Genomic DNA, 23,953 nt, shown 5'->3' with positions numbered 1-23,953 from the left:
AATAACTCCGCACGGCCTCGTCCCCGAAATTACCCGGATTCCGCTACATTCGCCGTTATGAGCACCTTTTTCACTTCGCCCGCCGCTACCGAGTACGCCCCATATTACCACACCTACGTGAAGCTGATTGCCGAAGACCCGCTAGCCGCCTTGCGCCGCCAGCCCCGGGAGCTGCGTCAGCTGCTGGGCGGCCTCACGGAGGAGCAGGGTACGTTCCGGTACGCTCCGGGCAAGTGGAGCATTAAGGAAAACCTGGTGCACATGCTGGATACAGAGCGCATCTTCGCCTATCGGGCCCTGCGCATCGGCCGGGGCGACACCACGCCGTTGCCCGGTTTCGAGCAGGACGACTACGTACCCGTTTCCGGAGCCGATGCCCGCTCGTTTGCCAATATTCTGGCGGAGTATGACGCGGTGCGGGCCGCCACGCTGAGCCTGCTGGAGTCGTTTACGGCCGAAGCCGTGGCCCGGCAGGGTACAGCCAGCGGGCAGCCGGTAAGCGTGCGGGCCCTGGCCTACATCCTGCCCGGCCACGAGGCCCATCACCTGAATCTGCTACGGGAGCGGTACCTGCCGGCCCTGCAATAATCCAGGGCGCGGCACAACACCCAGCACCAGCGGCACGTTAAATTTCTTCCGATTCACCCTTCAGCCCCCACTACCCATCATGGCAAAAGCACAAGACGCCCGTAAAGAGAAAAAGAAAGAGCCTGCTAAGTCTGCCAAAGAGAAAAAAGCAGCTAAAGAGGAAAAGAAAGCCACGAAGGCTCGTCAGCAGGACTAGTTTCCAGAGAGGTTCGTCTGCCCCAGGCGAACCTCTTGTTTGTTAGAGGATATCTGCAATGCATCAACGCATAGCCCTTATTACCCTGGTAGTGGCCGACTATGATGAGGCCATCCGCTTCTACACGGAAAAGCTGGGGTTTTTGCTGCTGGAGGATACACTGCTGAGCCCGGAGAAGCGCTGGGTGCGGGTGGCTCCGCCGGGTACTAGCGGAGCAGAATTGTTGCTGGCTAAAGCTGCTACACTGGCCCAACAAGCGGTAGTCGGCAATCAGACCGGCGGCCGTGTGGCCCTGTTTCTCTATACAGATAACCTCGCCCGGGATTATGCCCGTCTGTTGGCGCAGGAAGTGCGAATTGTGCGTCCGCCGGTGGTAGAGCCCTACGGTACCGTGTTGGTATTCGCCGATTTATACGGCAACCTCTGGGATTTGCTGGAGCCAGCTCAGAGCGTATAGTACACTTCCTTCTGTTTATCGTGGTGCTTGATGTAGCCGTGGAGCGTGAGCTTGATGAGGGTACGGTAGGCCCGGCGCTGCCCAATGTTGAGCAGCTTCATGTACTGCGCTAGCGTGATACGCGGATTCTTCTGCAGGTACTCCAGCACCGCTAGCTCCTCCCGGTTTAATGGGATGCGCTCAAACTGGGGCGTTGGCTCCTGGTGCTTTAGCACCTTCTCGGTGAGGGAGCTGGCCAGTACACTTTCGTCGCGCACCCGCACATAGGCCTGCCACTGGCCGTCGGCAATTTGGGCGCGGTGGGGTTTGTCGGGGCTTTCCGGCACGGTTACGATGAGTACGACCCGGCCATCGTCGGCCTCCACCTCCTGAAACCGGAGCCGGATAGGTGGGTCGATGTAGTGTTGGGCCGCCTGGCGGAGCTGAAACAATTCCTCCTCCACGTCGCGCACTCCTACCACGCGGCCGTTGTCGTCCACGCCCACCAGCACCCGTCCTCCGTGCGTATTGGCCAGCGACGACAGCGTGCGGGCAATGCGAGTAGGGTGGGTGGTGCGCTGCTTGAACTCCAGCCGCTCTCCTTCCCCCTGTTTAATCAGTTCCAGCAGTTCGGTCATGGGTAGTAAAGTCAAGGAGAAAAAGTTACAAGTCAAAGCAGATACGCCACCCAATGGACCTACGTAAGCGCGGGTTGTTTTTACTTTTGCTCCTTGACTTTTTCTTTCATTCCACCCCGGTTTCCTCGGCTGAAATACGCCAGAGGCGGCTGGCCTCCTGGGCACTGCTGGCCCGGCCAGAGCAGCGCGCGGGCTTACAACTGGCAAAATACCGCCCACTCTGGCTGGCTACTTCGGGAGCAGTGGCCAGGTGCAGAGTAGTTTGCGCGCCCAGTTCCGGAGACGTCATGGCGGGGCGGGCCAACCACCAGAGGGCCTTCATTACGGTGGAAGTGTCGGGGCGCATCAGGCCGGTATCCACCAGGCCGGGGTGCAGGCAGTTGGCGGTAATGCCCGTAAGGTCGAGACGGTGAGCCAACTCCCTGGTAAACAAGATATTCGCCAGCTTGGAATCGGCGTAGGCAGTGAGCCAGCTGTAGTTATCGGGCGAGTTGCGCACGTTCCGGTCAGGCTCAATCTCGCCTACCCAGTGGGCCACCGAGGATACCGTAACCACCCGAGCCCGGCCGGCCGCATCCAGCAAGGGCAGCAGCAAGTTGGTGAGGGCATACGGAGCTAGGTGGTTGGTAGCCCAGCACAACTCGTGGCCTTCATCAGTAAGGGCGAAATGCCCGGGCATGATGCCGGCGTTGTTGATCAGGATATCCAGCTTCTCAAATTCCTGGTGCATCTCGCCGGCAAGGCGGTGCACGTTCCGCAGCAACGACAAGTCAAAGCACTTCACGTGCACCAGCGCCTCGGAGCCGGCCGCCAGCTGAATAGCCTGTTGAGCCCGGGCGGCTTTGTCGGCGTCGCGGCCCACCAGCACTACCCGGGCCCCGCGCCGGGCCAGCTCCCGCGCCGTTACCAGCCCAATGCCGCTGGTGGCTCCCGTTATCAAGGCAGTTTTTCCGGCCAGCGGCAGCACAGAAACGGTTGTCATACAGAAAATGGGTTTGGCAAAAAGGAAAGGGGAAGCAGCGGTAAAGTACCACTACACCGGCCATATACTACGGCCTATACAGACGTAGCACCGCCCCGGAAGGTTAGCTAGCCATTGCTGCTCCGGAGCGGCAGGGCTTGCAGCGCCCGGTTGATGTCCGAAAACAGCGGCCGCGCTTCTGGTAAGGGCTGCAAACAGTGCTGCTGCCACAACCGCAAGTACTGAGCAGTTGGGTTGTCGGATGTGGCCTCTGAACACAGATTCAACAACTCCTCCAGCAGGCAGCCAAAGGCCCGCACTTCCAGGCGCTGCAGCATTGCCGCCGCTGACGAATCTGGGTTAAAGAAACCCGCGGCCCCAAAGTCACCCAGCAAGCTGGTACCATCCGCGGCAACCAGGATATTGTGCGCGTACAAGTCGCCGTGCAAAAGGCCCTGGCTGTGCAAATGGGCCGTAGCTGCGGCAATACCTTGGGCAATACGTACTACGGTGGCCAAGCTAAAAGTGGTGTCCGCCCCGTACACGTCGCGGGTGCAGGTGCTTAAGCTGGGCGGCCCGGCCAGGTTGCCAAACTCCGGGCTGATGAGCTCCAGTACCAAACCCTCGGCATTAGCCGGATGCCGCACCACTTTGCCCAATACCGGAATCAGGTGGGGGTGAGTGCCGGCCCGAATGCAGGCTACCATTTCGCTGTGCGGCAAACCGTCGCTGGTTACGGCACCTTTAAACAGCTTCACCGCTACCGGCATGTTTTGCCAGGAGGCCTGGGAAATTACGCCCGAAGCGCCTTCGCCCAGCACGTGCTGCAGTTCAATTTCATCCCAGCTAATCTCCCGGATGGGAGAGAGGGCCAATGCGGCTTCTTCAAACGCCACCGCGAACGGGTTGCCAGCGTAGGCCAGCCAGCTCAGGCGGGGCAGCTGCAGCAGCCAGGCAGGCAGGGCAGTAAGCTGATTGGCCGCCAGGCGCAGCAGTTCTAAGTGGTGGCAGTGGCCCAGCTCCGGCGGCAACTCCCGCAGTTGGTTGCCGGCCAGCATCAGCTTCTGCAGTTCCCGGCAGCGGCCAATTTCCGGAGGAAGCGCCGTCAGCTGGTTATCCGTCAGAATCAGCCAGCGGAGCCGGGGCGGCAGTGCCTCGCCGGGTAGGGTGTGAATCTGGTTGGCCTTAAAACCTACCATGCTCAACTCCGGGCATTGGCCCAGCACGGACGGGACTTCCGTAAATTGATTGTCGGAGCAGAACAGAATCCGCAGCTTACGCAGGCGGGGCAAATCAGCCGGCAGCGCCCGCAGGGCGTTACCCGTGAGGTTAAGAATTTCCAGCGTATCAGCCAGCTCGAAAATTTCCCGGGGAAACTCAGTCAGGCCTTCTCGCAGGTCCAGGCGGGTAGTCCCGGCTAGTTCGCCGGCGCGGAGTTGTTGCAGCGTGTACATAAGTAGGTTGAGTGCGTTGAAAAAGCAACGCAGTAAAAAGCCGCTTCTGAATTTCAGAAGCGGCTTTTTTAAAAACGAATTAAGTAGCCGAAGGCCGGCTAGGTTCCGCCTTAGAAGGGCAGGTCGTTGTCGTCGTCCGAAGCAATGGGAGCGGCCGAAGCGCGCAGGTTGGGGTTGGAGTTCTGAGCGGGAGCAGCGGCCCGGGGAGCCTGCTGCTGGAAGCCACCACCTTGGGGAGCCGAAGCCCCGCCCGCGGCCGACTCAATGCGCCAGGCCTCCAGGTTGGTGAAGTACAGCATCTGGCCGTTTTTGTTGAACCCACGGCCCCGCAGATTAAAGGAAATTTTTACCTCGTCGCCAATTTTGTAGGAGTCGATGAGGGCCGTCTTGTCCTGCACCAGCTGGAACTTGATATGCTCGGGATACTGGCCGTCTACGACCTCCAGCACGAACTCGCGCTTGCGGAATTTTTCGCTCACCTGCTGTTCGTCGAAAATTTCGTGCAGGCGGCCGGTAGCTTCGTAAGCCATAAGAATGAAATATGTTGGGGAGTTGAAAACAGTAAACCAAACCTACGAAAAAAAACGCGGTTCGTTCCTGTCGGGTTAGGCCATTTCCAGCCCGTTGCCTGACTACCTTTACCTTGCGTTTTTGCCCACCCACCAACTTTTTTTTGCCCATGACTGCTCCCTTCGCTCTGGCCCTGCACGGCGGGGCCGGCACCATCTCGCCCGCCCTCATGACCCCCGAAAAAGAACACGCGTACCGTCAGGCGCTGCAAGCGGCGCTGGAAACTGGCTACGGCGTGCTCCGGCAGGGTGGGGCCGCGCTGGATGCCGTGGAGCAGGCCGTGCGCAGCCTCGAAGACTGCCCGTTGTTTAATGCCGGTCGGGGCGCAGTGTTCACCCACGATGGCCACCACGAAATGGACGCCGCCATTATGGATGGCCGCAATCGGGCGGCCGGAGCCGTGGCCGGAGCCCGCACCGTGCAGAACCCTATTCGGGCCGCCCGCTTGGTGATGGAGAAAACCGAGCATGTGCTGCTGGCCTGGCCCGGGGCCGATGAGTTGGCCCGCCTGCACGGTTTGCCCACCCATCCCCAGGAGTACTTTTTCACCCAGCAGCGCTACGACCAGCTGCAGGAGGCCCTGCAGGAAGGACGCATGCGCCTCGACCACTCCGAAACTCTGCACCCCGAAACGGCCGCGCCCGTAGCTGAGCCTGCCGCCTTCCCCAACCCTACGCACGAAGACCCTAAAAAGAAAATGGGCACGGTAGGGGCCGTGGCCCTCGACCAGCAAGGCAACCTGGCCGCCGCCACCAGCACCGGCGGCATGACCAACAAGCAGTTCTCCCGCATCGGCGACTCGCCTATTATTGGCAGCGGCACATTTGCCGATAACCGCACCTGCGCTATTAGCTGCACCGGGCACGGCGAGTTTTTCCTGCGGGCCATGGTAGCCCATGATATCAGCTGCCTGATGGAATACCGGGGGCTGAGCCTGGCCGAAGCCTGCCGCATAGTGGTGCACGATAAGCTGGCTCCGATAGGCGGGGAGGGGGGCCTGGTAGCCGTAGATGCCGCCGGCAATGTGGCCCTGCCCTTCAACTCCGAGGGCATGTACCGGGCCTGGCAAACTTCCGCTGACAACAGCCCTTGGGTAGCCATTTATAAAGGCTAAAACCTGAGCGTGGAGCTTGGGGTAGTATCTGCAGTTTTGGTAGCTGTATATATAAGGAGTAGGCGCAGCAAATTGATGAAGGCATTTTTAGCCAGTCCTGCAGCATTTGGATAAACTATAAAAGCCCTTATTCAGCTAGAATAAGGGCTTTTTTACATTTGGTTAAAGTCGGCTATCCTGCTGGTGCCGGGGCGTTAGCACTCTTGCCCGCCGTGAGGCGCTCCGACTCGGCGGCCTGCTGGCGCAGCTTAAAATCCGGGTAGAACTCCCGCTGGGTCACGTCGTAGAGGTTGCCCTTTACCAGCACATGCAGCAGCATGTTTTCAATGGATATGGCCTCGCCCTTTTTGGCGGCGGCGGCATTGTTGTGCTCCAGCTTGTGCCCGTCCATGATGATGACCAGGTTGGAGCCAATGGCCTCCAGCTGATTGCCCTCGGTGATAAGCACACCCGTATCTTCGCCCAGTCCAATGCCGATAAGCTTGGGGTGCAGGGCCACCGCTTCCAGCAGGCGACCAAAGCGGCCCCGCTTCACGAAGTGGGAGTCGATGACTACGTTGTCGAGGAAGCCCAGCCCGGTGCCCATCTTCACGGCTCCTTTCATCAGCGCATCCGGTACGCTGCCGCCCTTCACCATGGTTTTGGACATGGCTACGGCTCCGGCTGAAGTGCCGGCAATAATAAAGTTGGGCGTTTCGTGGTAGCGCCGGGTGAGCGTAGCCAAAAACTCGGTGTTGCCGAACATATCGGTGAGGCGGGACTGATTTCCCCCCGAAAACATCACAATATCGGCGCGGCGCAAGCGCTCCACGTACTGAGGCTGCAGGGCATCTTCGCGGGTGCGGATATCCATAATGTTCACATTATTGCAGTTAAGCATGGTAAACGAAGACAGATAAATGCGCGCTACTTCCTCCGGAATCATAGAGGCCGTGGTAATCACCTCAATCTGCGGGTCCTCCTTGCCCGATTCCAGAATGACACGCTTCAGAATGCCCAGCTCAAAAAAATTGAGATAGTACTTCTTTTTGGTGCGGGGGTTTGGGTAGGTGCCCTTGTCCTCGTTGCCTCCAATAGCAATGAGCTTACCGAGCGGTTTTTGATTTTTCAAGGCGAAAATAAACTTAGACACAAGAAACGCGGTGGCCCAGTTGGGGTGCCAGGGCCGATGGCGTACAATCGGATGGTAGGAGCAAGCTTCGGGCCACGCCTATTTCTTGTGAACGTAAAAAATGAACGATTAGAGGCCAGCCGCCGCAAGCACAACAGTAGCTCAGGGAAGCAGCAGAGCCATAAAAGTATGCTACTGGCTCCTGGTTACACCAGCCTGTTCGGCTGGGTGGCCCAACAGAGCATCAAAGGTAACGGAGGCAACGGCGTGGTAATTTGGGCGGGCCTGGGCATAAATAGACTGGGCCCGCTCCGGTCCGCCAGGTGTGGCCAGCAGGGCCCGGTAGAGTGGGGTCAGAAATTTGCGCCGGCCCACCCGCGTCAGAAAGTGGTGCAGGGCCTCGTTGGCGGGAGTGTAGCCGGCGGTGATGGTGTGCGGAAACCACGCCGCCAGAATTTCGGAGTTGCCGGAATTAGTAAACCCGAAGGCGGCATCCAACTCGGCCAGCCGTGCCTTCGGTAACCTGGCCGGTAGCCCGTGCAGGAAGTGCACCCACTCGTGGCTGCTCCAGCCGGGAGTAGTCAACTCCGCCGCCGGAGTGCCCCCTTGCCAGCTGTGCACTGCCGCGTCTACCGCCGCAAACCGCTCCGACGAAACCGGTGGAGCTATGGCCGGAATACCGGGCCCGTATATCCAGGCATCCAGTTGCAGCTTTTCCTCCAGGCCCGGGTAATGGCTGAGCAACTCCTGGCGCAGATACTGCACAAACGCGGCGGTATCCATGCTCCGGAAGCTGTGCCGCGCGAAATACTCCTTTATAAAAGTGTCGAGGACCTGACGGCCCACCAGGTGCTCCAAAGTTAGAAGCAGGTAGTCCCCCTTTTCGTAGGCAATGTCGTTGAGGCCCTCATCCGGGTCGCGGCCGGCCAGGTTGAGGTGCAGGTGGGTATCGGGGCTTTCAGAACCCAGCTCCTGTAAAGTGTGGTGCAGAGACGTATGACCGAGCACCTGCAGCATATCGGCGTAGGGGCGGCCGTAAAGGCGCTCCATGATGCGTCGCTCAAAGTACACCGTGAATCCCTCATTCAGCCAGAAGTCGTTCCAGGTGGCATTGGTAACCAGGTTGCCGCTCCAGGAATGAGCCAGCTCGTGGGCAACTAAGCTGGTCAGACTTTTATCACCGGCCAGAATAGTGGGAGTTACAAAAGTTAACCGGGGATTTTCCATCCCGCCGAACGGGAAGGAGGGGGGTAGCACCAATAAGTCGTAGCGCCCCCAGCGGTAAGGGCCGTACAGTTCCTCGGCGGCGGCCACCATATTTTCCAGGTCTTCAAACTCAGTAGCCGCCACGAGCAGGGTGGCCGGCTCGGCGTACACGCCCGTGCGAGGGCTGAGCGCCTGAAACTGGACGTCGCCCACGGCCAGGGCCATGAGGTAGGCCGGTATGGGCTGCTGCATGCGGAAATGGTAACGGCCATTAGCATCACGCTCCTGCGGATTCTCGGCACTCATCAACGCCAGCAAATGGGCGGGCACCTGTACCTGGGCCTCATAGGTGAAGCGTACCCCAGGCGAGTCTTGGCAGGGCAGCCAGGTGCGGGCCAGAATGGCTTGGGACTGGGTGAAGAGAAAAGGATGCTGGCGGCCGGCCGTTTGCTCGGGGCTGAGCCATTGCAATGCTGCCGCCGCGGGCGCCGTCTGGTAATGGATGCTGACGGCAGTGGCGGCGGGACTGAGCGGAATGCACAATGCCCGGCCCAAAACTGGGTCCTCGGGGCCGAGCGTAAACGCTACGCCGTCCGGGGAGTCATTCACCGTTACCCGCTCAACATGCAGGCCCCGGGTGTCGAGTACCAGTTCGGTGGCAGTAGGGGCTGAGTGGGTGAGCTGCCAGGTAGCCGTGCCCCGCAGCACGCGGGCTGCGAAGTCTACGGTCAGCTCCAGAGCCAGATGATGCACGCTGACCTCTTGGGGCTGAGCGTAACTGTGCGGGTCGGTAGGAAGTGGGGGATGAGGCATTAGGGATTGGAAGGAGGAGGAAAACAGCCTGCCCCCGCCCAAGCGTAGAAAGGGGGCTGCTCGGAGCACTGCTAGCAATACGGGAAAAGTAGAGCTGGCAGATAAACAAAGGTGAAGGCAAAAGCTCTAACTTGCGCCCTTTGGCCGGAAGAGGCAGCGCGACAACTCCGCACTACCGAATTCAGTACAACGCCCTGACTGCCGTAACTCCTCCGGAACCGGCAGTTAGCGTACTGATGTTACATTCCTGCCTTTTCTCTCTCATGCACGCACTCCACCGTCCTACTTTTTTTACCACCTTCTGCTGCTGGCTGCTGGGCCTGCTGCTGTGCACCTCGGCGGTGTCCTGCAGTCAGGATCAGAAGGCGCAGCTGAAAGACGCCCTGCCCGACGGCCTCACCAAAGCCGGCGGCGCGCAGCCTAAGCTTGACAGCGTGTACATTGTAAAGTACATGGCCGCCGAGCCCAAGTTCAAAGACCAGACGGAGTGGGCCAAGAAATTTTACCGGGAGCGAGACTTCCGTCTTGGCTGGTTCCGTAACCACGAGCTGGTGCCCCAGGCCCGCACCCTGCTCGGCGTCATCAACAAAGCCGCCGACGAAGGACTAGATCCGAAAGAATACAAAACCAAGGACTTCGATAAGCTCTTCAGTGACCTGGAGGCTGCCCAAGGCGACTCAACCCGCCGTAATACCCTGGAAAAGGAGATTGACGTGGCTTTATCGGGCACGTACTTCAACTATGCCTCTGATTTTTACCGAGGTACGGTTGATCCGCGCGCGGTGAAGGCCATCGACTGGAACATCAAGCGCAACAAAATCAAGCTGCACAAGGCGCTCATGACCATTCTCAAGGAGCGGGAAAGCACCTACGGCTACTACGATTTTGAACCCCTGCATCCAGAGTATGACCGCCTGCGCAAGGCGCTGTCAGACTACCGAACCATTCAGCGCAATGGGGGATGGGCGACGCTGCCGGCCGGTACCCGCCTGAAACCAGGGGATGCTTCGCCGGCTGTGGCTGCTCTGCGGGCCCGCTTGTTAGGCCAGGATGCAGCGGCTCCAGCAGCTACGGCCGCCACCGCTACTCCGACTGTAGCCGTATCCAACAAGCCTGGCCAGCCCGCCACCGTTGCCCCGGCAGCCGTAAAATATGACTCCGAGCTGGTAGCAGCAGTAAAGGAATTTCAAACTGAAAATGGCCTGAAGCCCGACGGTATTGTAGCGGGCGAAACCCTGCGCCTACTCAATATTCCGGTTAATCAGCGCATCGACCAGATCATGCTGAACATGGAGCGCTGGCGCTGGATTCCGAAAAAGTTTGAGGCCAGCTACCTGCTGGTGAACATTCCGGAGTACACGCTGCACGTGGTGGAAGACAATAAAGAGGCCTTCACGATGCCCGTAATTGTGGGGAAAACGCTGAACGCAACGCCGGTTTTCAGCGACAAAATGGAGTTCGTGGTGCTGGCTCCCTATTGGAATGTGCCCTACAGCATCATCGACAAAGAGCTCCGGCCGAAGCTGGCCGCCAACCCCCAGGCCACCCTCGACCGCCTGGATATGGAAGTTGTGAAGGGGTGGGGTGCCAAGGCCACGCCCATCGATCCATCCTCGGTTGACTGGGCCAACCTGACCCCCAAGACCTGGAAGTACACCTTGCGCCGCCGGCCCGGTCCCAAAAATGACCTGGGCGACGTGAAGTTTATCTTCCCGAATTCCAATGATATTTACCTGCACGACACTCCCCACGACGAGCTGTTCAGCCAAACCAAGCGCGGCTTCAGCCATGGTTGCGTGCGGGTAGCTGAGCCCATTAAGCTGGCCGAATACCTGCTGCGTGATAAGCTAGGCTGGGACCGAACCGCTATTATGGATACCATTGCGGGACGCCGGGAGAAGTACGTGACCTTACCCGAGAAGCTACCCGTGTACTTGGTATACTTCACCACCTGGGTAGACGACGCGGGCAAAGTACACTTCCGCGACGACATCTATGGACACGACAAAGCGCTGGCTAAAGAGTATTTCAACTAGGTAGCTAACGGCCAACCGTTGTATTAGAGCCGCCCCCGCCCCGGTTTTTCCGGTTGGTGGGGGCGGTTTTTTATGTGCCCATATCAGATATACGTTCCGCCTCAAATACGTACTTGTATTCGATACTTGAGCTTGGGTCTTTGCCGCAAACACGATGGGAAGCTGGGAGAGGAGCCAATGAGTCAGGCTAGTGAGCTAGGTAGAAAGTACGACGGCTGTTGATATGGTATCTACCAAGCCCTGAGAACCTCTGGTACTGTATACTTAAAGGAAGTAGCATAGGCCGCCGACTAGTTTACATATGTATTAACATGTGTAAACAGTATTTGCCAGATGATACATATGTAATCTATGTAAACTGCTGATGCCATTTGTTAACCACGAATAATGGTAGCCTACGACCTCACTATTATTCCTACATTTGTAAATACATTTCTATTCCCCATGCTTGACCGGATACGGTTGCTGTTGTCAGAGCAACATCTGTCTTCTACCCAATTTGCAGATGTTATTGGCGTATCACGGCCAGTTATAAGCCATATCCTCAGTGGGCGCAATAAGCCTAGCCTGGAGGTGGTGCAGAAAATTCTGTCAGCCTTTCCAGACCTATCGACCACTTGGCTGCTCACCGGGACTGGAGGAATGCGGAAGGCGGAGTCCATTACTAAAGCCGCTATTCCTGCCAAGCGTGAAGCTGTGCCCTCACTTCCTGCCTCACCTGTAGCTGTGGAAGCTCCTGAGCCCGCTAAATTGGCTCTTGCAGAGACTCCAGAACCTTCAGTAAGGGGCTCGGAGCAATTACCGGTGGAACTGCCCGTGCAGGCAGAGTTACCGCAGCCTGCAATAGCCCCCCCTGCGGCACCAGTAGCAGCGGAATCAGTGGGTGGTCCTTTCTCCCGCGCCGTTACGGAGGCCAGTCATGCAGGAAAGGCTGCAGTTCCGTCTCCTGACGCTTTGCTTGCCCAAAGCCTGGCTGAGCCAGGCAAGCGCATTCGGCGTATCGTCATCTTCTACCAAGACGGCACTTTTTCAGACTATCAGCCGGAATAGGCAGCAAAAAAGTCCCACTGTAAGCTAGTATTTGGCTGCGGAGTGCAATTTGTCAGGTCCTAAATCTGCGAGTTTTGGGTAAGCCTGAGCGCCCTGCCTATTGCTTGCTTATATCTGTTAATTTAAGGTGCTATTAGTGGTATTTATACTAATGCAGGCAATGCTAAGCCAATTGTTAGTATCGCTTTGAATATGTTTATAATTAACTGTAAGTCAGTAAGTAATTGAATTGGATATCAAGCGTTGGTGAATGATTATGTAGTTGGCCAAACTGTTGTGTCGTATGCGTTAGATTATATTTATCAAAAGCAATATATCTACCGAAAACTAGAGCCTTAAACCCGTTTGCTATGCTAAATATTTTGACGCGCAGGTATCATTGAAAAGCTATAAGTCCTCCGGTGCTCTCTGCGTAGTGATTATTGCGTTGTAGGTAAAAGGCGCAGGGCTTACACGTGCCAAGGGCAAGACAGCAGAAATACGAAGCATAGCGGGCTATGTGTAGCCTGTTTACAGATGCAATTCTCCTCAAGAGCGTACTAGGAGTCTTCCGCAGTGGAGAGGTGGGGTGCATAATTGTAAATAGGCGCGGGCAGCCAATGGCTAGTTTAACTATGTGACACAAATGTTATTTTCCGGCAGTATGGTTGGTGAGGATAAGCCCGCCGGAAAGGCTTGCCCCGTTTGGAGGCGGTGCGTACCTTTGGGCCATGAAAAATTTCCGTCTGCTCTTTCTGTTCGCCGCTGGCGCCTCGTTGTTTCTGTCGTCCTGCTCGCAAGCTCCCGACGCGGAGAAAGACCCCAACGCTGATGCCGCCTATAAGCGCAGCCACCGCCCCGAGGGGTACCGGGAAGCGCAGCGCAGCGATGTGAACTACTAGGTTACTAGCTTCTCGTAAAAGTTACCATACTAAAAAGCCCCGCCGGTGCAAACCGACGGGGCTTTTGTGCGTGCTGCTATTTTCAACTGGCCTCTACACCGCCTCAACCAGCCGGGCCGGGGTGAAGTCAGGCAGGGGGAGCTTATCTATCAACTCCGCTTCGAGCAAAGAGGCCCACGTCCGCAGGTAGAGCACCACGTCGTCGCGCTGGTTATGGCGTAGCGCATTGCGGCGCTCAAACGGGATGGCCGCCCGAATAACGGGGTCGGAGAGTCGCTCTAGGTGTGCCAGGTCTTGGCGGCTGAACCCCAGGGCCAGCATGGCATCAATAGTTTCATCAATGGGCAGGCCGCTGGTAGGGCAGTAGTCGCGCAACTGCTGGTCCCAGTCGCCGTAGCGCTGCATGGCGCGGGCATGGATTTCGCCCTTGGGCAGGGCCGTAACGGTTTGGGCCAGGTGCCCGCAGTTGCAGCTGCCCATGTGGCCCCATTCGTACGGGGCTTCCGTGGCTAGCCGTTGCGCCGTGGTACGCAGGGCCTGAATGACGGGAAGAGTGGAGTGGGCCATAGAAGAGGAAATAATGGGTGTCACTTACCTCTCATAAAGCCACAAACCACGGCTTTTGTTTCAACGCCAGCCTACTACGCCTACCTCCGTTACACCAATGCGGCGCAGCTATATAAGTAGCTGCGCCGCGTTGGAGAAAGAAAAATAAGAGCCAGGGCCTACCGGTTACCCCGGAAGGACCGCCGGCCGCTTCGGCCAGTAGCATCGTTGCCGGCCGCCGGGCGTCCTCCGCCCGCCTGACCGCCTGCTGAATTATTGCGCTGGCCTTCCCGGCCACCGGAAGCTGCGGAGCGTTCAGAGGAGCGGGCTTGCCCGCCCGCCTCGCGGCGGCCACCCTCGCCGCCACCTTGTTGCCCCCGGCCGGGGCGGGCCGGACGACCTGCCGGGCCCTTGGGACGCTTGATGGCGGGGCCACCAGAAAGAGGTACCGGTGCCACGGCGGCAGAGAAGTAGGGGTGGTCCTCAATGACGGGTATCTGCCGCCGAATCAGCTTCTGGATATCCTGCAGGTAAGCCCGTTCCTCGTCCTCGCAGAAGGACAGGGCCGTACCATCGGCGCCGGCGCGGCCGGTGCGGCCAATGCGGTGCACGTAGGTTTCGGGCTCGTTGGGAATTTCGTAGTTCACCACGTGGGTCAGCTCGTCCACGTCAATGCCCCGGGCGGCAATATCGGTAGCCACCAGTACGCGGGTAGCGCCCGCCTTGAAGTTGCTCAGGGCGCGCTGCCGGTGGTTCTGCGACTTATTGCCGTGGATGGCTTCGGCCTTGATGTTGGCTTTTTCCAGGGTCCGGACCACTTTATCGGCCCCGTGCTTAGTACGCGTGAATACCAGCACCCGCCGGATGGCTTTGTCCTTAAGTACGTGCTCCAGCAGGTCGGGCTTGTCGTTTTTCTCCACCATATACACGGCCTGGGTTACGGTATCGGCCGTGCTTGACACGGGCGTAACCGTCACTTTCACCGGGTTGGGGCGCAGGATGCTGTTGGCCAGCTCCTGTATTTGGCCGGGCATGGTAGCCGAGAAAAACAGCGTCTGGCGCTGCTTGGGCAGCTTGGGCAGAATCCGCTTGATATCGTGGATGAAGCCCATGTCCAGCATGCGGTCGGCTTCATCCAGCACAAACACCTCAATATTGCGCAGGTCGATGAAGCCCTGGTTCATGAGGTCGAGCAGGCGGCCGGGCGTGGCAATGAGCACTTCCACGCCGCGCTTGAGGGCCTGCACCTGCGGGTGCTGGCCTACGCCCCCGAAAATAACGGTGGAGCGTAGCTTGGGCAGGTGACGGCCGTAAGCCCGGAAACTTTCACCAATTTGAATGGCCAGCTCGCGGGTAGGCGTGAGCACCAGGCAACGGATGCGGCCGGGCGCGTGGCGCTCTACCTGAGCCGTCTGGTGCAGAATCTGAAGAATGGGAACCGTAAAGGCGGCCGTTTTGCCGGTGCCGGTTTGGGCAATGCCCAGCAAATCGTGGCCTTCCAGCACTTGCGGAATGGCCTGCTGCTGAATAGGCGTGGGGGTAACGTAGCCTTCCTCGTGCAAAGCACTCAGGATGGGCTCAATCAGGTTGAGTTCGTCGAACGACATCGAGGGGGAAAAAGCCGGGCCGCTCGGGCCGCGGAGATGATACTGCTATAGAAGAGCCCGCAAAGGTCGGGTTTTTAATTGGAAGCCGCTTTCCGGGGCGAAAAACTGTTCCCGCAGAAAAGCGGGCTGCTGCTGGCTGCCGTATACGGCAACTCCCTACCTTTCGCTTCTTCTCCTACTTACTGCCGCATTATGCACGTTATCGACCGCCAAATAGCCTACCATGGGCATTACAAACTCAGCCAGCTGCAAGTGCAGGATGGCCCCAATGTGCTCCGACGGGAGCGGTTTGAGCCGGGCAAGGCCGTGGCCGCACTGGTGTATCACACCGGCACCCAGCAGTACGTTCTCACTCGCCAGTACCGCATTGGGCCCGAGGATGAAATTGTGGAGCTGGCCGCTGGCATGATTGACGGAGACGAGGAGCCCCAGGCCGCCATCCGCCGCGAAATTCACGAGGAGCTGGGCTATGAAGTAGACCGGCTGGAACTCATCACCCGCATGCTGCCCTCGCCCGGCACCAGCGCCGAAGTCATTACCGTGTTCTACGCCGAGGTCAGCCAGCAGTCGGGGCAAGGGGGAGGCTTAGCCGAGGAAAACGAGAAAATTGAGGCTGTGCTGTTCCGGGCCGAGGAGCTGTGGCAAGCGGCCTTCGAGGATGCCAAAACCATCATTGCCGTGCAGTGGGCCCGCCTGCGGGAAGCCCCGCAATAAGCTCCCATTCAGCAGGAGCCGTGACTCCGGAGTAGAGTATAGCTCGTACTGGTAGGCAGGCTGGGCAGATGATGCCTGACCTTACCCCACGCACAAAGAAAACGCCTTGGTTTCCACGGAATCCAAGGCGTTTTTACATTTGGTTATACTGGTTGTCTACTCCGCTTTGATGATATATTCGAAGTTTTGCTTGGTTTTAGCGTCATTGATAACCAGGGTAATATCTTGGGGGGCTTCGACTTTAACAAATGGTATAGTGCGTTTGCTCATGTATAGGTCCCGGTTCCAGAAGCGGCCATTGCCGGCCGTTAGGCCCGGTACGTTCAGCACTTCCTTGCCCTCCTTATCCTTGGCTACCAGACTCAGGTAGGCCGGGTCGGCGTTGGGGGCGCCCCGGCGGTACATGGTTACGGTGAGCTGGCCCCCGGCGGGCAACTGCGCAAAGCGGCGCTGGTAAGTGGTGTCGGCCCAGCTGTTCATGCGCTTCAGCTCGTTGATTTCCGTGAGCAGCATGCTGTAGGGGCGGTAGGCCACGCGGGTTACGCAGGCATCTACCTCGGCATCCTCATCCGTGTTTTTGGTAACGTTGAGCACGTAGGGGCTTTCCTCATCCTTTTTGGGGAAAGTGTATTTTTTACGGGGCTTGCCGGGCATGTACTGGGCCGAGGCAGCCAGTGTGCTCAGCACCAGAATGGCGAGGAGGAGAAGTTTCTTCATCTGAGAAGGTGAAAAGGCGAATTATGACAACGGCAAATTTTGGAGGATACAAAGATACAGAATGCCCGGCCCGCCGCCGCAGGTTTCGGCTACCACCTCCCGGAATTCGGCGGAAAGCAACTACTACCCGATCAAGCGGGCGGCAGGCCGCTGTTGCTCAGGCCAAACGTGATGAAACCGTAACTCGGCGGTAATGCCGGCATCATCTGTCCCACCGATTTTTGCAGTAGATCAACCGGGTAGAAAGCATGCGGACTCCCATTGCCCTATCGTTGCTGCGCCGGCTGGTGCGCGCGGCGGCCTATTGCGTGTTTCAGCTGGCCCTGGTGCTGGCCTACGCCCTCCGCTCCGTGGGCGCTGTGCGGCTGCCCTGGCACTTCAGCCACGCCGCCGATGAGGACGGCCCGGTAACAGCCCCTCGCCCCGGGCGGCGCACCCGGCCCCGCCCCGGCCTCACGGCCCGCCCGGCTCTATGAGCAACTCCCTAACCACTAATACCCCGCGTAAGCCGGCCCGGCGGCGCCTGGAGGTGTGCGTCATTTCCGATGTGCACCTGGGCACCTACGGCTGCCACGCCCCCGAGCTGCTGCGCTACCTGAAAAGCGTGCGGCCCCGCACCCTGGTGCTCAACGGCGACATTGTAGATATCTGGCAGTTTAGCAAAAACTACTGGCCCCCGGCCCACATGCGGGTGGTGCGCTACCTGGCCGGGCTGGCGGCCAAGGGCACCCGCATCTACTACCTCACCGGCAACCACGATGAGCTGCTGCGCAAGTTTGCCGGCACCCGGCTGGGGGGGCTGCGCATCGACAACAAGCTGGTGCTGGACCTGCCCCACGGCAAAACCTGGCTGTTTCACGGCGACGTATTCGACGTAACCATGCGCCACTCGCGCTGGCTGGCCCGCCTGGGCGGCCACGGCTACGACGTGCTGATTCTCTTGAACCGCCTCGTGAACTGGGGCCTGGTGCGGCTGGGGCGGCCCCGGGTGGCGTTGTCGAAGGCCGTGAAGGACCGGGTGAAAAGTGCCGTGAGCCTGGTCAGCGACTTTGAGCAGACCGCCGCCGCCATTGCCGCCGACAAAGGCTACCGCTACGTAGCCTGCGGCCACATTCACTGCCCCGAAATCAAGCCCCTGCCCACCGCCCAGGGCGAAGTCGGCTACCTGAACTCCGGCGACTGGGTGGAAAACCTCACGGCCCTGGAGTACACCGCCGAAACTGGCTGGCAGCTCTACCATTACCACCTCGACCCCCGCATGCAGCAACCCGCCCCTGCGCACCCCGCCGAGCCCGACGAAGCGGAAGCCGCGGCCGATGCGCCCGCCGCCGCGCTGCTAGCCGGCCTGCTGCGCGAAATGGGGGTGGGGTAGTCATTTCTTGTTGTTATTCTCGCTTCATGCGCATTTTGTACGCCATTCAGGGCACCGGCAACGGGCACCTGAGCCGGGCCCTGGATATAGTACCGCTGCTGCAGCAACGGGGAGAAGTAGATGTGCTGGTAAGCGGGCCGCCGGCCGATATTCCGCTGCCGTTTCCGGTGCGCTACCGCTGCCACGGGCTGGGATTTATCTTTGGTCGGAAGGGCGGTATCAACTTCGTCAAAACCTTCGTGCAGATTAACTCCAAGGCCTTTCTGCGCGAAATCCGGCAGCTACCCGTGGAGGAGTATGATTTGGTAATTAGCGACTTTGAGCCGGTTTCGGCCTGGGCCTGTCAGCAGCGGGGCGTGCCCTGCGTGGCCCTGAGTCACCAGTCGGCCGTGCTCAGCGAATACGCGCCCCAGCCGGCTTCCTTCGACCCGGTGGGGCGGGCGGTGCTGCGCCATTACGCGCCCGCCACGCGCCACTACGGCTTCCACTTCCAGCGCTACGAGCCCCACATCAGCACGCCCGTTATCCGGCGGCAGGTGCGGGAGCTGGTGCCCTCCAACGAGGGCCACTACACGGTGTATCTGCCGGCGTTTGATGAGGAAACGCTGGTGCGCCGCCTGCGCTACCTGAGCCGCACGGTGCAGTGGCACGTCTTCAGCAAGCACAGCCCGCAGCCCGCCCAGCATGGTAACGTGCAGGTGTGGCCCGTGAGCGGGTCGGCCTTCACCGACAGCCTGGCCCGAAGCGCCGGTGTGCTCTGCGGAGCTGGCTTCGAAACGCCTGCAGAGGCCCTGTACCTGGGCAAGAAGCTGCTGGTGCTGCCCATGAAGCAGCAGTATGAGCAGGCCTGCAACGCCGCCGCCCTGGCCGATATGGGCGTGACCGTCGTCAAAAATCTCAAGGATAAGTCTCTGGCCGTAGTGGACCACTGGCTCCAATACGGCCTCCCCGTGCCCGTGGACTATCCCGATGAAACCGCCGCCGTGCTGAATAAGCTGCTGCTGGAAGCGGGAAGGGGATTTAAAGGTGAAATTGTGAAGAGCGAAATTCTGCGGCTGGGCGTATGATGCGGAACTGTTCAGGAATGCCATTTTCCAGCGTTATCGGAACGAAGCCGCTCCGAAGTTAGCAGGAATGTCATGCAGAGCCGGAGGCGAAGCATCTCTACCGCTTCGTTGGATTACTATAGGAGCTTTACGAACGGTGTAGAGACGCATACTTGCGTCTCAATCGTGGGAGCCGGAACAACGATTGTCGTTCAACAATGAGACGCGAATACGCGTCTCTACACCGTTCGCGAAGCTGCTACATGCTCGGAATGACGTTCTGACAATATCAACTCCCTCTAAAAAAACTGCAACCACCTCATCCTTCCTCATGCTTCCTCCCGCGTTTCATCCGGCTTCCAGCCCGCCCATCTTCACTCGGGCCGATTTCGGGACGAACTTCCGCTGGGGAGTATCGGCGGCGGCGTACCAGACGGAGGGAGCCTGGAATCAGGATGGCAAAGGCCCCAGCATCTGGGATGATTTCGTGCGCCGCCGGGGCCGCATCAAGCGAGGCGAAACGGCCGATGTGGCTACTGACTTCTACCACCGCTGGCCCGATGATATCCAATTGTTAAACCAAATGGATATAGAAAATTTCCGCTTTTCAGTGGCTTGGGCGCGGATTATGCCAGCTGGTAAAAGAAGTATTAACCAAAAGGGAATAGGATTTTACAACCGGCTGATCGACGGCTGTTTGGAGCGCGGCATCACGCCCTGGCTGACGGCCTACCACTGGGACTTACCGCTGGCCCTGCAGCGCCTAGGCGGCTGGACCAACCGCAGCGTGGTGGGCTGGTTTACGGATTACGTGGAGCTGCTGGCCGCTCGCTTCGGTGACCGGGTGCACCACTGGATGGTGTTGAATGAGCCCATGGTATTCACCGGAGCCGGCCACCTGCTGGGTGTGCACGCGCCGGGTCGGCGCAGTCTGGGCGCGTTTCTAGCCGCTACCCACCACGCGGCCTTGGCACAGGCCGAAGGCGGGCGGGCCCTGCGGGCCGCGCTGCCGGCTTCGGCCCAAATTGGCACCACGTTTTCCTGCTCCTACGTAACGCCTAGCCGGCCCGGCCTGGTCCGGGATGAGCGCGCCACCCGCCGCGCCGATGCCCTACTCAACCGCCTGTTTGTGGAGCCCGCCCTGGGCCTGGGCTACCCCGTGGCCGATTTGCCGGTGCTGAGCTGGCTGGACCGCTACCATCAACCCGGCGACGAGGCTCGGCTGCCGTTTGCCTTTGATTTTCTGGGTGTGCAGAACTACACCCGCGAAGTAGTGCAGCACGCGCCCTACGTGCCGCTGCTCTGGGCCCGGCTGGTGGGCGCGGCGGCCCGGGGCGTGCCGTTTACGGACATGGGCTGGGAGGTGTACCCCGAAAGCCTCTACCACATGCTGCGGCAGTTTGCGGCCTACCCCAACGCGCCCCGCCTGCTGGTCACCGAAAACGGGGCGGCCTTCCCCGACCAACCCAACCTTATGGGCCGGGTGCCCGACGTGGCCCGGCAGGCCTACCTGCAGGCCTGCATTGGGCAGGTGCTGCGGGCCCGGCGGGAGGGCGTGCCAGTGGAGGGCTACTTTGCCTGGTCGTTTACTGACAACTTTGAGTGGGCCGAGGGCTACGGGCCGCGTTTTGGGCTCGTGCACGTAGATTATGAAACCCAGCGGCGCACCATCAAAGATTCGGGCCACTGGTACGGGCGGTTTCTGGCGGGAGAGGCGGTAGGGCTGGAATCGGGGCTTCACGATTCGGTAACTGCCTCGTAAAGTTGGCCTAACAGTGCCCCGGTAGCTTTGGCGCATTCCTTCACCAACTCTTTCCCGGAATGCACCAACCTCTACCCAAATGGGCGAGCCTCTCGCTGCTGGGCCTTTTACTGAACGGCCCGGCCCTGGCCCAAACGCTTCGCCAGGGCTTCGAAAACACCGCCGCCGATACCTGGAGCTTCACGGCTACCCCGGCCACCTATAACTTCCCCAGCCTCTCGGATATTTGGGCCCCCGTGGCCAGCGTGGGCACCACCGGCAGCAGCGGGGTACAGGCCGTGCCGGCGGCCGGGGCTCTGCTCTGGGCCATGCAGGATTTGCAAAACCCCACGAACAACGACCAGCCTACTTGGCACTACCTGGATTTCGCACCAGTGGCTATCCAGAGCGGTAGCGCAGCGGCTAATCAAGTGTCGTTCCGGTTTTTTAGCAACGGCTTCGACAGCGGCAGCAGCGCCGATTCGCTGGCGTACACGGTAGTATTTGACAACGGCACCGCCTGGCCCGCTACCAAAACCTACACCCAACTGAATAAAGACACCCGCGCCTACCAGACGGTAACCGTTGCCGTGCCCGCCTCGGCCACCCACGTGCGCCTGCGCCTGGCCGCCAAGCAGAACGGCAACGACGACTGGGCCGCCTGGGACGAAGTGGAGCTGGGCCGCTCTACCACCGCCGTGGTGCCCTCGTTGCGCCTGGCTACCGCCACGGCCGTGGTGAATGAAAACGCGGGTACCGTGAGCATTCCGGTGAGCATCACCAACCCGTCGGCTACTGTGGCCTCTACCGTGGAGGTGGCGCTGGTGCCGGGCCTGGGTACTGCTACGGCCGGCCAGGATTTCACTTACGCTACTACTCAGACGCTGACCTTCCCGGCAATTGCCAATACTGCCCAGACGCTTACCATCCCGATTACGGATGACGCGCTGGCCGAAGGGGCGGAGTATTTTACCCTGAAGCTGCAAAACCCCACCAATGCCACCCTGGCCACTGGCGCAACGGAAGTGCTGGTGTACATCAAGGACAACGAGAATGCCGCTCCAGCGCGGACCGGCAACCTCTCGTTCAACCGGCTGGCCTCGTACCAGAACGGCACGGCCGGCACCAACTCGGCCGAAATTGTGGCTCACGACCCCAGCACCCAACGCCTGTATGTGGCTAACTCGGTGGGGAGCAAGCTGGATATTCTGAGTTTGCCGACTTCGGGGGTGCCCGTGGCGGTGGCGTCCATTGACATTAAGCCCTACGGTAACATCAACTCCGTGGCCGTACGCGGCGGGGTAGTGGCCTGCGCCATTGAAAACGCCGACTCGCAGCAGAATGGCTCGGTGGTGTTCTTTGACCAGAACGGCACCTTTCTGAAGCAGGTAACTGTAGGGGCCATGCCCGATATGATTACCTTCTCGCCCAACGGCCAGCTGATCCTTACGGCCAACGAGGGCGAGCCGAAGTCGGACTACTCCCTGGACCCCGAGGGCTCGGTGTCGGTGATTGATTTCAGTGGGGGAGTGGCCGGCCTCACCCAGGCTAGCGTAACTACGGTGGGCTTCACGGGCTACAATAGCCAGGCGGCCGCGCTACGCCAGCTGGGCATCCGAATTTACGGCGGTACCGCGGCCGCGCCCAGTACCGTGGCCCAGGACCTGGAGCCGGAGTACGTGGCGTTGTCCAGCGACTCGCGCACGGCCTACGTAACCATCCAGGAAAACAACGCCATTGCCACGCTGGACCTCACTACCAAACAGTTCACCGCCCTGCGCCCGGTGGGCTACCAGGACCACGCCCAGGCCGGTTTCGCGCTGGATGCCTCCGACCAGACCCCGGAGGTGCTGCTGGCTAACTGGTCCATCAAAGGCATGCGCCAGCCCGATGCCATTGCCGCCTTTGAAGTGGCCGGGCAGCGCTATTTGCTCACGGCCAATGAGGGCGACGCCCGTGAGTACACGGCCCTGACGGAAGCCGTGCGCCTCGGCGACGCGGCTTACCCGCTGGATGCCACCCGCTTCCCCAATGCTGCTCTGCTGAAAAACATGCAGGCTCTGGGCCGCCTCAACGTCACCAACAAGCTCGGCGACACGGATGGCGACGGGGACTTTGACGAAATCTACGCCTTTGGGGGCCGCTCGTTCAGCATCTTCAACGCTACTTCCGGCGCGCTGGTGCACGACAGCGGCGACCTGCTGGAGCGCCTCACCAGCACCGATGCCGCCTACGGAGCCATTTTCAACGCCAGCAACTCCACCGGCAACCCCAGCCGCAAAAACCGCTCCGACGACAAAGGCCCCGAGCCTGAGGGTGTAGCCACGGGCATAGTGCGCGACACGGTGTATGCCTTCGTTTCTTTGGAGCGCATTGGGGGCGTGGCCGTGTTCAACGTGAACGACCCCGCCCAGCCCAGGCTGGTGCAATACGTGAACAACCGCAGCCTCACCAGCGGCACCGGCGACCAGGGGCCCGAGGGCATCGTGTTCATCTCCGGTTCCAACAGCCCCACCGGCCAGCCCCTGTTGCTACTCGCCAACGAGGTCAGCAGCACGGTGTCGGTGTACGGCATCCAGACGCGCGGCCCCGTTACGGCTACGGCCTCGGCCCGTACCGCCGCTCCGTTGCAGCTCTACCCCAACCCCACCCAGGGCCGGGTGCAGCTGAGCCGCCCCGTGTCGGGCACCTTGCATGATGCGCTGGGCCGCCCCGTACGCACGCTGCGTAAAGCCACCCAGCTGGAAACCACCGGCCTCGCGCCGGGCGTGTACGTGCTGCGGGCCGAGGACGGGGCCAGCTCCCGGCTGGTGGTACGGTAGAGGGCATGGCTTGGAGCCTTGGGAACGTCATGCAGAGGCGCAGCCGAAGCATCTCGCGTGCTGACATTGCAATGCTATCTGTCATGCTGAGCGAAGTCGAAGCATCTCTACCGCTTCGTTGGATTACTAGCACAACGTCAGCACGCGAGATGCTTCGGCTGCGCCTCTGCATGACGTTCCATATTGAAGGATTCTACATTCTCTAGCATGAGAGCAGTCCGTCGGTTTTGAATTAATGTGTTTACAAAAGGACAAAACGCCCCGGCTGGCAGCAGTCGGGGCGTTTTGCTATTTGGGTAATAGTTATTTTCTGGCGAACAGGAGAGTAGTGTTA

At 59.8% G+C, this 23,953-nt stretch carries 21 protein-coding genes; 12 read left to right on the top strand and 9 right to left on the bottom strand.

Annotation, left to right across the window (positions count from 1 at the left end; genetic code table 11):
* Positions 1-57: 57 nt before the first annotated feature.
* Complete coding sequence (locus ABIB60_RS07405) at positions 58-588, top strand: DinB family protein (protein WP_354578846.1); 531 nt, start codon at positions 58-60, stop codon at positions 586-588.
* A gap of 254 nt (positions 589-842) precedes the next feature.
* Positions 843-1,241 (top strand): VOC family protein, encoded by a 399-nt coding sequence (locus tag ABIB60_RS07400; protein ID WP_354578844.1) that lies wholly within the window; start codon positions 843-845, stop codon positions 1,239-1,241.
* Here ABIB60_RS07400 and ABIB60_RS07395 read toward each other — a convergent pair.
* The 4 genes from ABIB60_RS07395 to ABIB60_RS07380 all read right to left on the bottom strand — a co-directional run bounded on the left by ABIB60_RS07395 (position 1,229) and on the right by ABIB60_RS07380 (position 4,803).
* Complete coding sequence (locus tag ABIB60_RS07395; protein ID WP_354578843.1) at positions 1,229-1,858, bottom strand: AlbA family DNA-binding domain-containing protein; 630 nt, start codon at positions 1,856-1,858, stop codon at positions 1,229-1,231. The two genes, ABIB60_RS07400 and ABIB60_RS07395, sit on opposite strands and share 13 nt — an antisense overlap.
* Positions 1,859-1,964: 106 nt before the next feature.
* Positions 1,965-2,840: an SDR family oxidoreductase gene (locus ABIB60_RS07390; protein ID WP_354578842.1), complete on the bottom strand. Its 876-nt coding sequence runs from the start codon at positions 2,838-2,840 to the stop codon at positions 1,965-1,967.
* A 107-nt stretch (positions 2,841-2,947) separates the two neighbouring features.
* Positions 2,948-4,273, bottom strand: a complete 1,326-nt coding sequence (locus ABIB60_RS07385) for a leucine-rich repeat-containing protein kinase family protein (protein WP_354578841.1) — start codon at positions 4,271-4,273, stop codon at positions 2,948-2,950.
* A gap of 110 nt (positions 4,274-4,383) precedes the next feature.
* The gene (locus ABIB60_RS07380; RefSeq protein ID WP_315996415.1) at positions 4,384-4,803 is read right to left on the bottom strand and encodes a DUF3127 domain-containing protein; all 420 of its coding nucleotides are present in this window, start codon (positions 4,801-4,803) and stop codon (positions 4,384-4,386) included.
* Positions 4,804-4,952: 149 nt separating this feature from the next.
* On the opposite strand from ABIB60_RS07380, the gene ABIB60_RS07375 reads away from it, so the two are divergent.
* Entirely contained in the window at positions 4,953-5,957 is a 1,005-nt protein-coding gene (locus ABIB60_RS07375) for an isoaspartyl peptidase/L-asparaginase family protein (protein WP_354578840.1), read from the top strand.
* Positions 5,958-6,129: 172 nt separating this feature from the next.
* Here the strand turns inward: ABIB60_RS07375 and ABIB60_RS07370 are convergent, their stop codons facing one another.
* Together ABIB60_RS07370 and ABIB60_RS07365 are read right to left on the bottom strand one after the other, a co-directional pair.
* Entirely contained in the window at positions 6,130-7,068 is a 939-nt protein-coding gene (locus tag ABIB60_RS07370) for a cyanophycinase (protein WP_354578839.1), read from the bottom strand.
* 192 nt (positions 7,069-7,260) lie between these two features.
* On the bottom strand, positions 7,261-9,087 hold the full coding sequence (locus ABIB60_RS07365; protein WP_354578837.1) for a M1 family metallopeptidase: 1,827 nt from the start codon (positions 9,085-9,087) through the stop codon (positions 7,261-7,263).
* Between the two features lie 263 nt (positions 9,088-9,350).
* On the opposite strand from ABIB60_RS07365, the gene ABIB60_RS07360 reads away from it, so the two are divergent.
* The 3 genes from ABIB60_RS07360 (at position 9,351) to ABIB60_RS07350 (ending at position 13,054) form a co-directional block, all read left to right on the top strand.
* Complete coding sequence (locus ABIB60_RS07360) at positions 9,351-11,123, top strand: L,D-transpeptidase family protein (protein WP_354578836.1); 1,773 nt, start codon at positions 9,351-9,353, stop codon at positions 11,121-11,123.
* Between the two features lie 387 nt (positions 11,124-11,510).
* Entirely contained in the window at positions 11,511-12,173 is a 663-nt protein-coding gene (locus ABIB60_RS07355; RefSeq protein WP_354578835.1) for a helix-turn-helix domain-containing protein, read from the top strand.
* A gap of 710 nt (positions 12,174-12,883) precedes the next feature.
* Positions 12,884-13,054 carry a hypothetical protein gene (locus ABIB60_RS07350; RefSeq protein WP_315996410.1) on the top strand — a complete coding sequence of 57 codons (171 nt, stop codon included), beginning with the start codon at positions 12,884-12,886 and terminating at the stop codon, positions 13,052-13,054.
* 93 nt (positions 13,055-13,147) lie between these two features.
* Here the strand turns inward: ABIB60_RS07350 and ABIB60_RS07345 are convergent, their stop codons facing one another.
* Both ABIB60_RS07345 and ABIB60_RS07340 read right to left on the bottom strand, forming a co-directional pair.
* Positions 13,148-13,621: a hypothetical protein gene (locus ABIB60_RS07345; protein ID WP_354578833.1), complete on the bottom strand. Its 474-nt coding sequence runs from the start codon at positions 13,619-13,621 to the stop codon at positions 13,148-13,150.
* A 158-nt stretch (positions 13,622-13,779) separates the two neighbouring features.
* Positions 13,780-15,207 carry a DEAD/DEAH box helicase gene (locus ABIB60_RS07340; RefSeq protein ID WP_354578832.1) on the bottom strand — a complete coding sequence of 476 codons (1,428 nt, stop codon included), beginning with the start codon at positions 15,205-15,207 and terminating at the stop codon, positions 13,780-13,782.
* 78 nt (positions 15,208-15,285) lie between these two features.
* Here ABIB60_RS07340 and ABIB60_RS07335 point away from each other — a divergent pair, with 78 nt between their 5' ends.
* Positions 15,286-15,921 carry an NUDIX domain-containing protein gene (locus tag ABIB60_RS07335; RefSeq protein WP_354578831.1) on the top strand — a complete coding sequence of 212 codons (636 nt, stop codon included), beginning with the start codon at positions 15,286-15,288 and terminating at the stop codon, positions 15,919-15,921.
* Positions 15,922-16,077: 156 nt separating this feature from the next.
* On the opposite strand, the gene ABIB60_RS07330 is transcribed toward ABIB60_RS07335, so the two are convergent.
* Entirely contained in the window at positions 16,078-16,638 is a 561-nt protein-coding gene (locus ABIB60_RS07330) for a hypothetical protein (protein WP_354578829.1), read from the bottom strand.
* A 248-nt stretch (positions 16,639-16,886) separates the two neighbouring features.
* Here ABIB60_RS07330 and ABIB60_RS07325 point away from each other — a divergent pair, with 248 nt between their 5' ends.
* From ABIB60_RS07325 to ABIB60_RS07305, 5 genes are all read left to right on the top strand, one after another.
* Complete coding sequence (locus tag ABIB60_RS07325) at positions 16,887-17,114, top strand: hypothetical protein (protein ID WP_354578828.1); 228 nt, start codon at positions 16,887-16,889, stop codon at positions 17,112-17,114.
* Positions 17,111-18,010: a UDP-2,3-diacylglucosamine diphosphatase gene (locus tag ABIB60_RS07320; RefSeq protein ID WP_354578826.1), complete on the top strand. Its 900-nt coding sequence runs from the start codon at positions 17,111-17,113 to the stop codon at positions 18,008-18,010. Before ABIB60_RS07325 ends, ABIB60_RS07320 begins: the two co-directional genes overlap by 4 nt.
* Positions 18,011-18,036: 26 nt before the next feature.
* Positions 18,037-19,077, top strand: coding sequence for a glycosyltransferase family protein (locus tag ABIB60_RS07315; protein WP_354578824.1), 1,041 nt, complete (start codon positions 18,037-18,039; stop codon positions 19,075-19,077).
* Positions 19,078-19,387: 310 nt separating this feature from the next.
* Positions 19,388-20,818 carry a GH1 family beta-glucosidase gene (locus tag ABIB60_RS07310; RefSeq protein WP_354578822.1) on the top strand — a complete coding sequence of 477 codons (1,431 nt, stop codon included), beginning with the start codon at positions 19,388-19,390 and terminating at the stop codon, positions 20,816-20,818.
* 59 nt (positions 20,819-20,877) lie between these two features.
* Entirely contained in the window at positions 20,878-23,619 is a 2,742-nt protein-coding gene (locus ABIB60_RS07305; RefSeq protein ID WP_354578820.1) for a choice-of-anchor I family protein, read from the top strand.
* The last annotated feature ends 334 nt before the right edge of the window (positions 23,620-23,953 follow it).

Origin of the sequence: Hymenobacter sp. UYP22 (genome assembly GCF_040547285.1) — a bacterium.
In the GTDB taxonomy this organism is placed as follows: domain Bacteria; phylum Bacteroidota; class Bacteroidia; order Cytophagales; family Hymenobacteraceae; genus Hymenobacter.
This window is presented reverse-complemented; position numbering and strand designations above follow the sequence as displayed.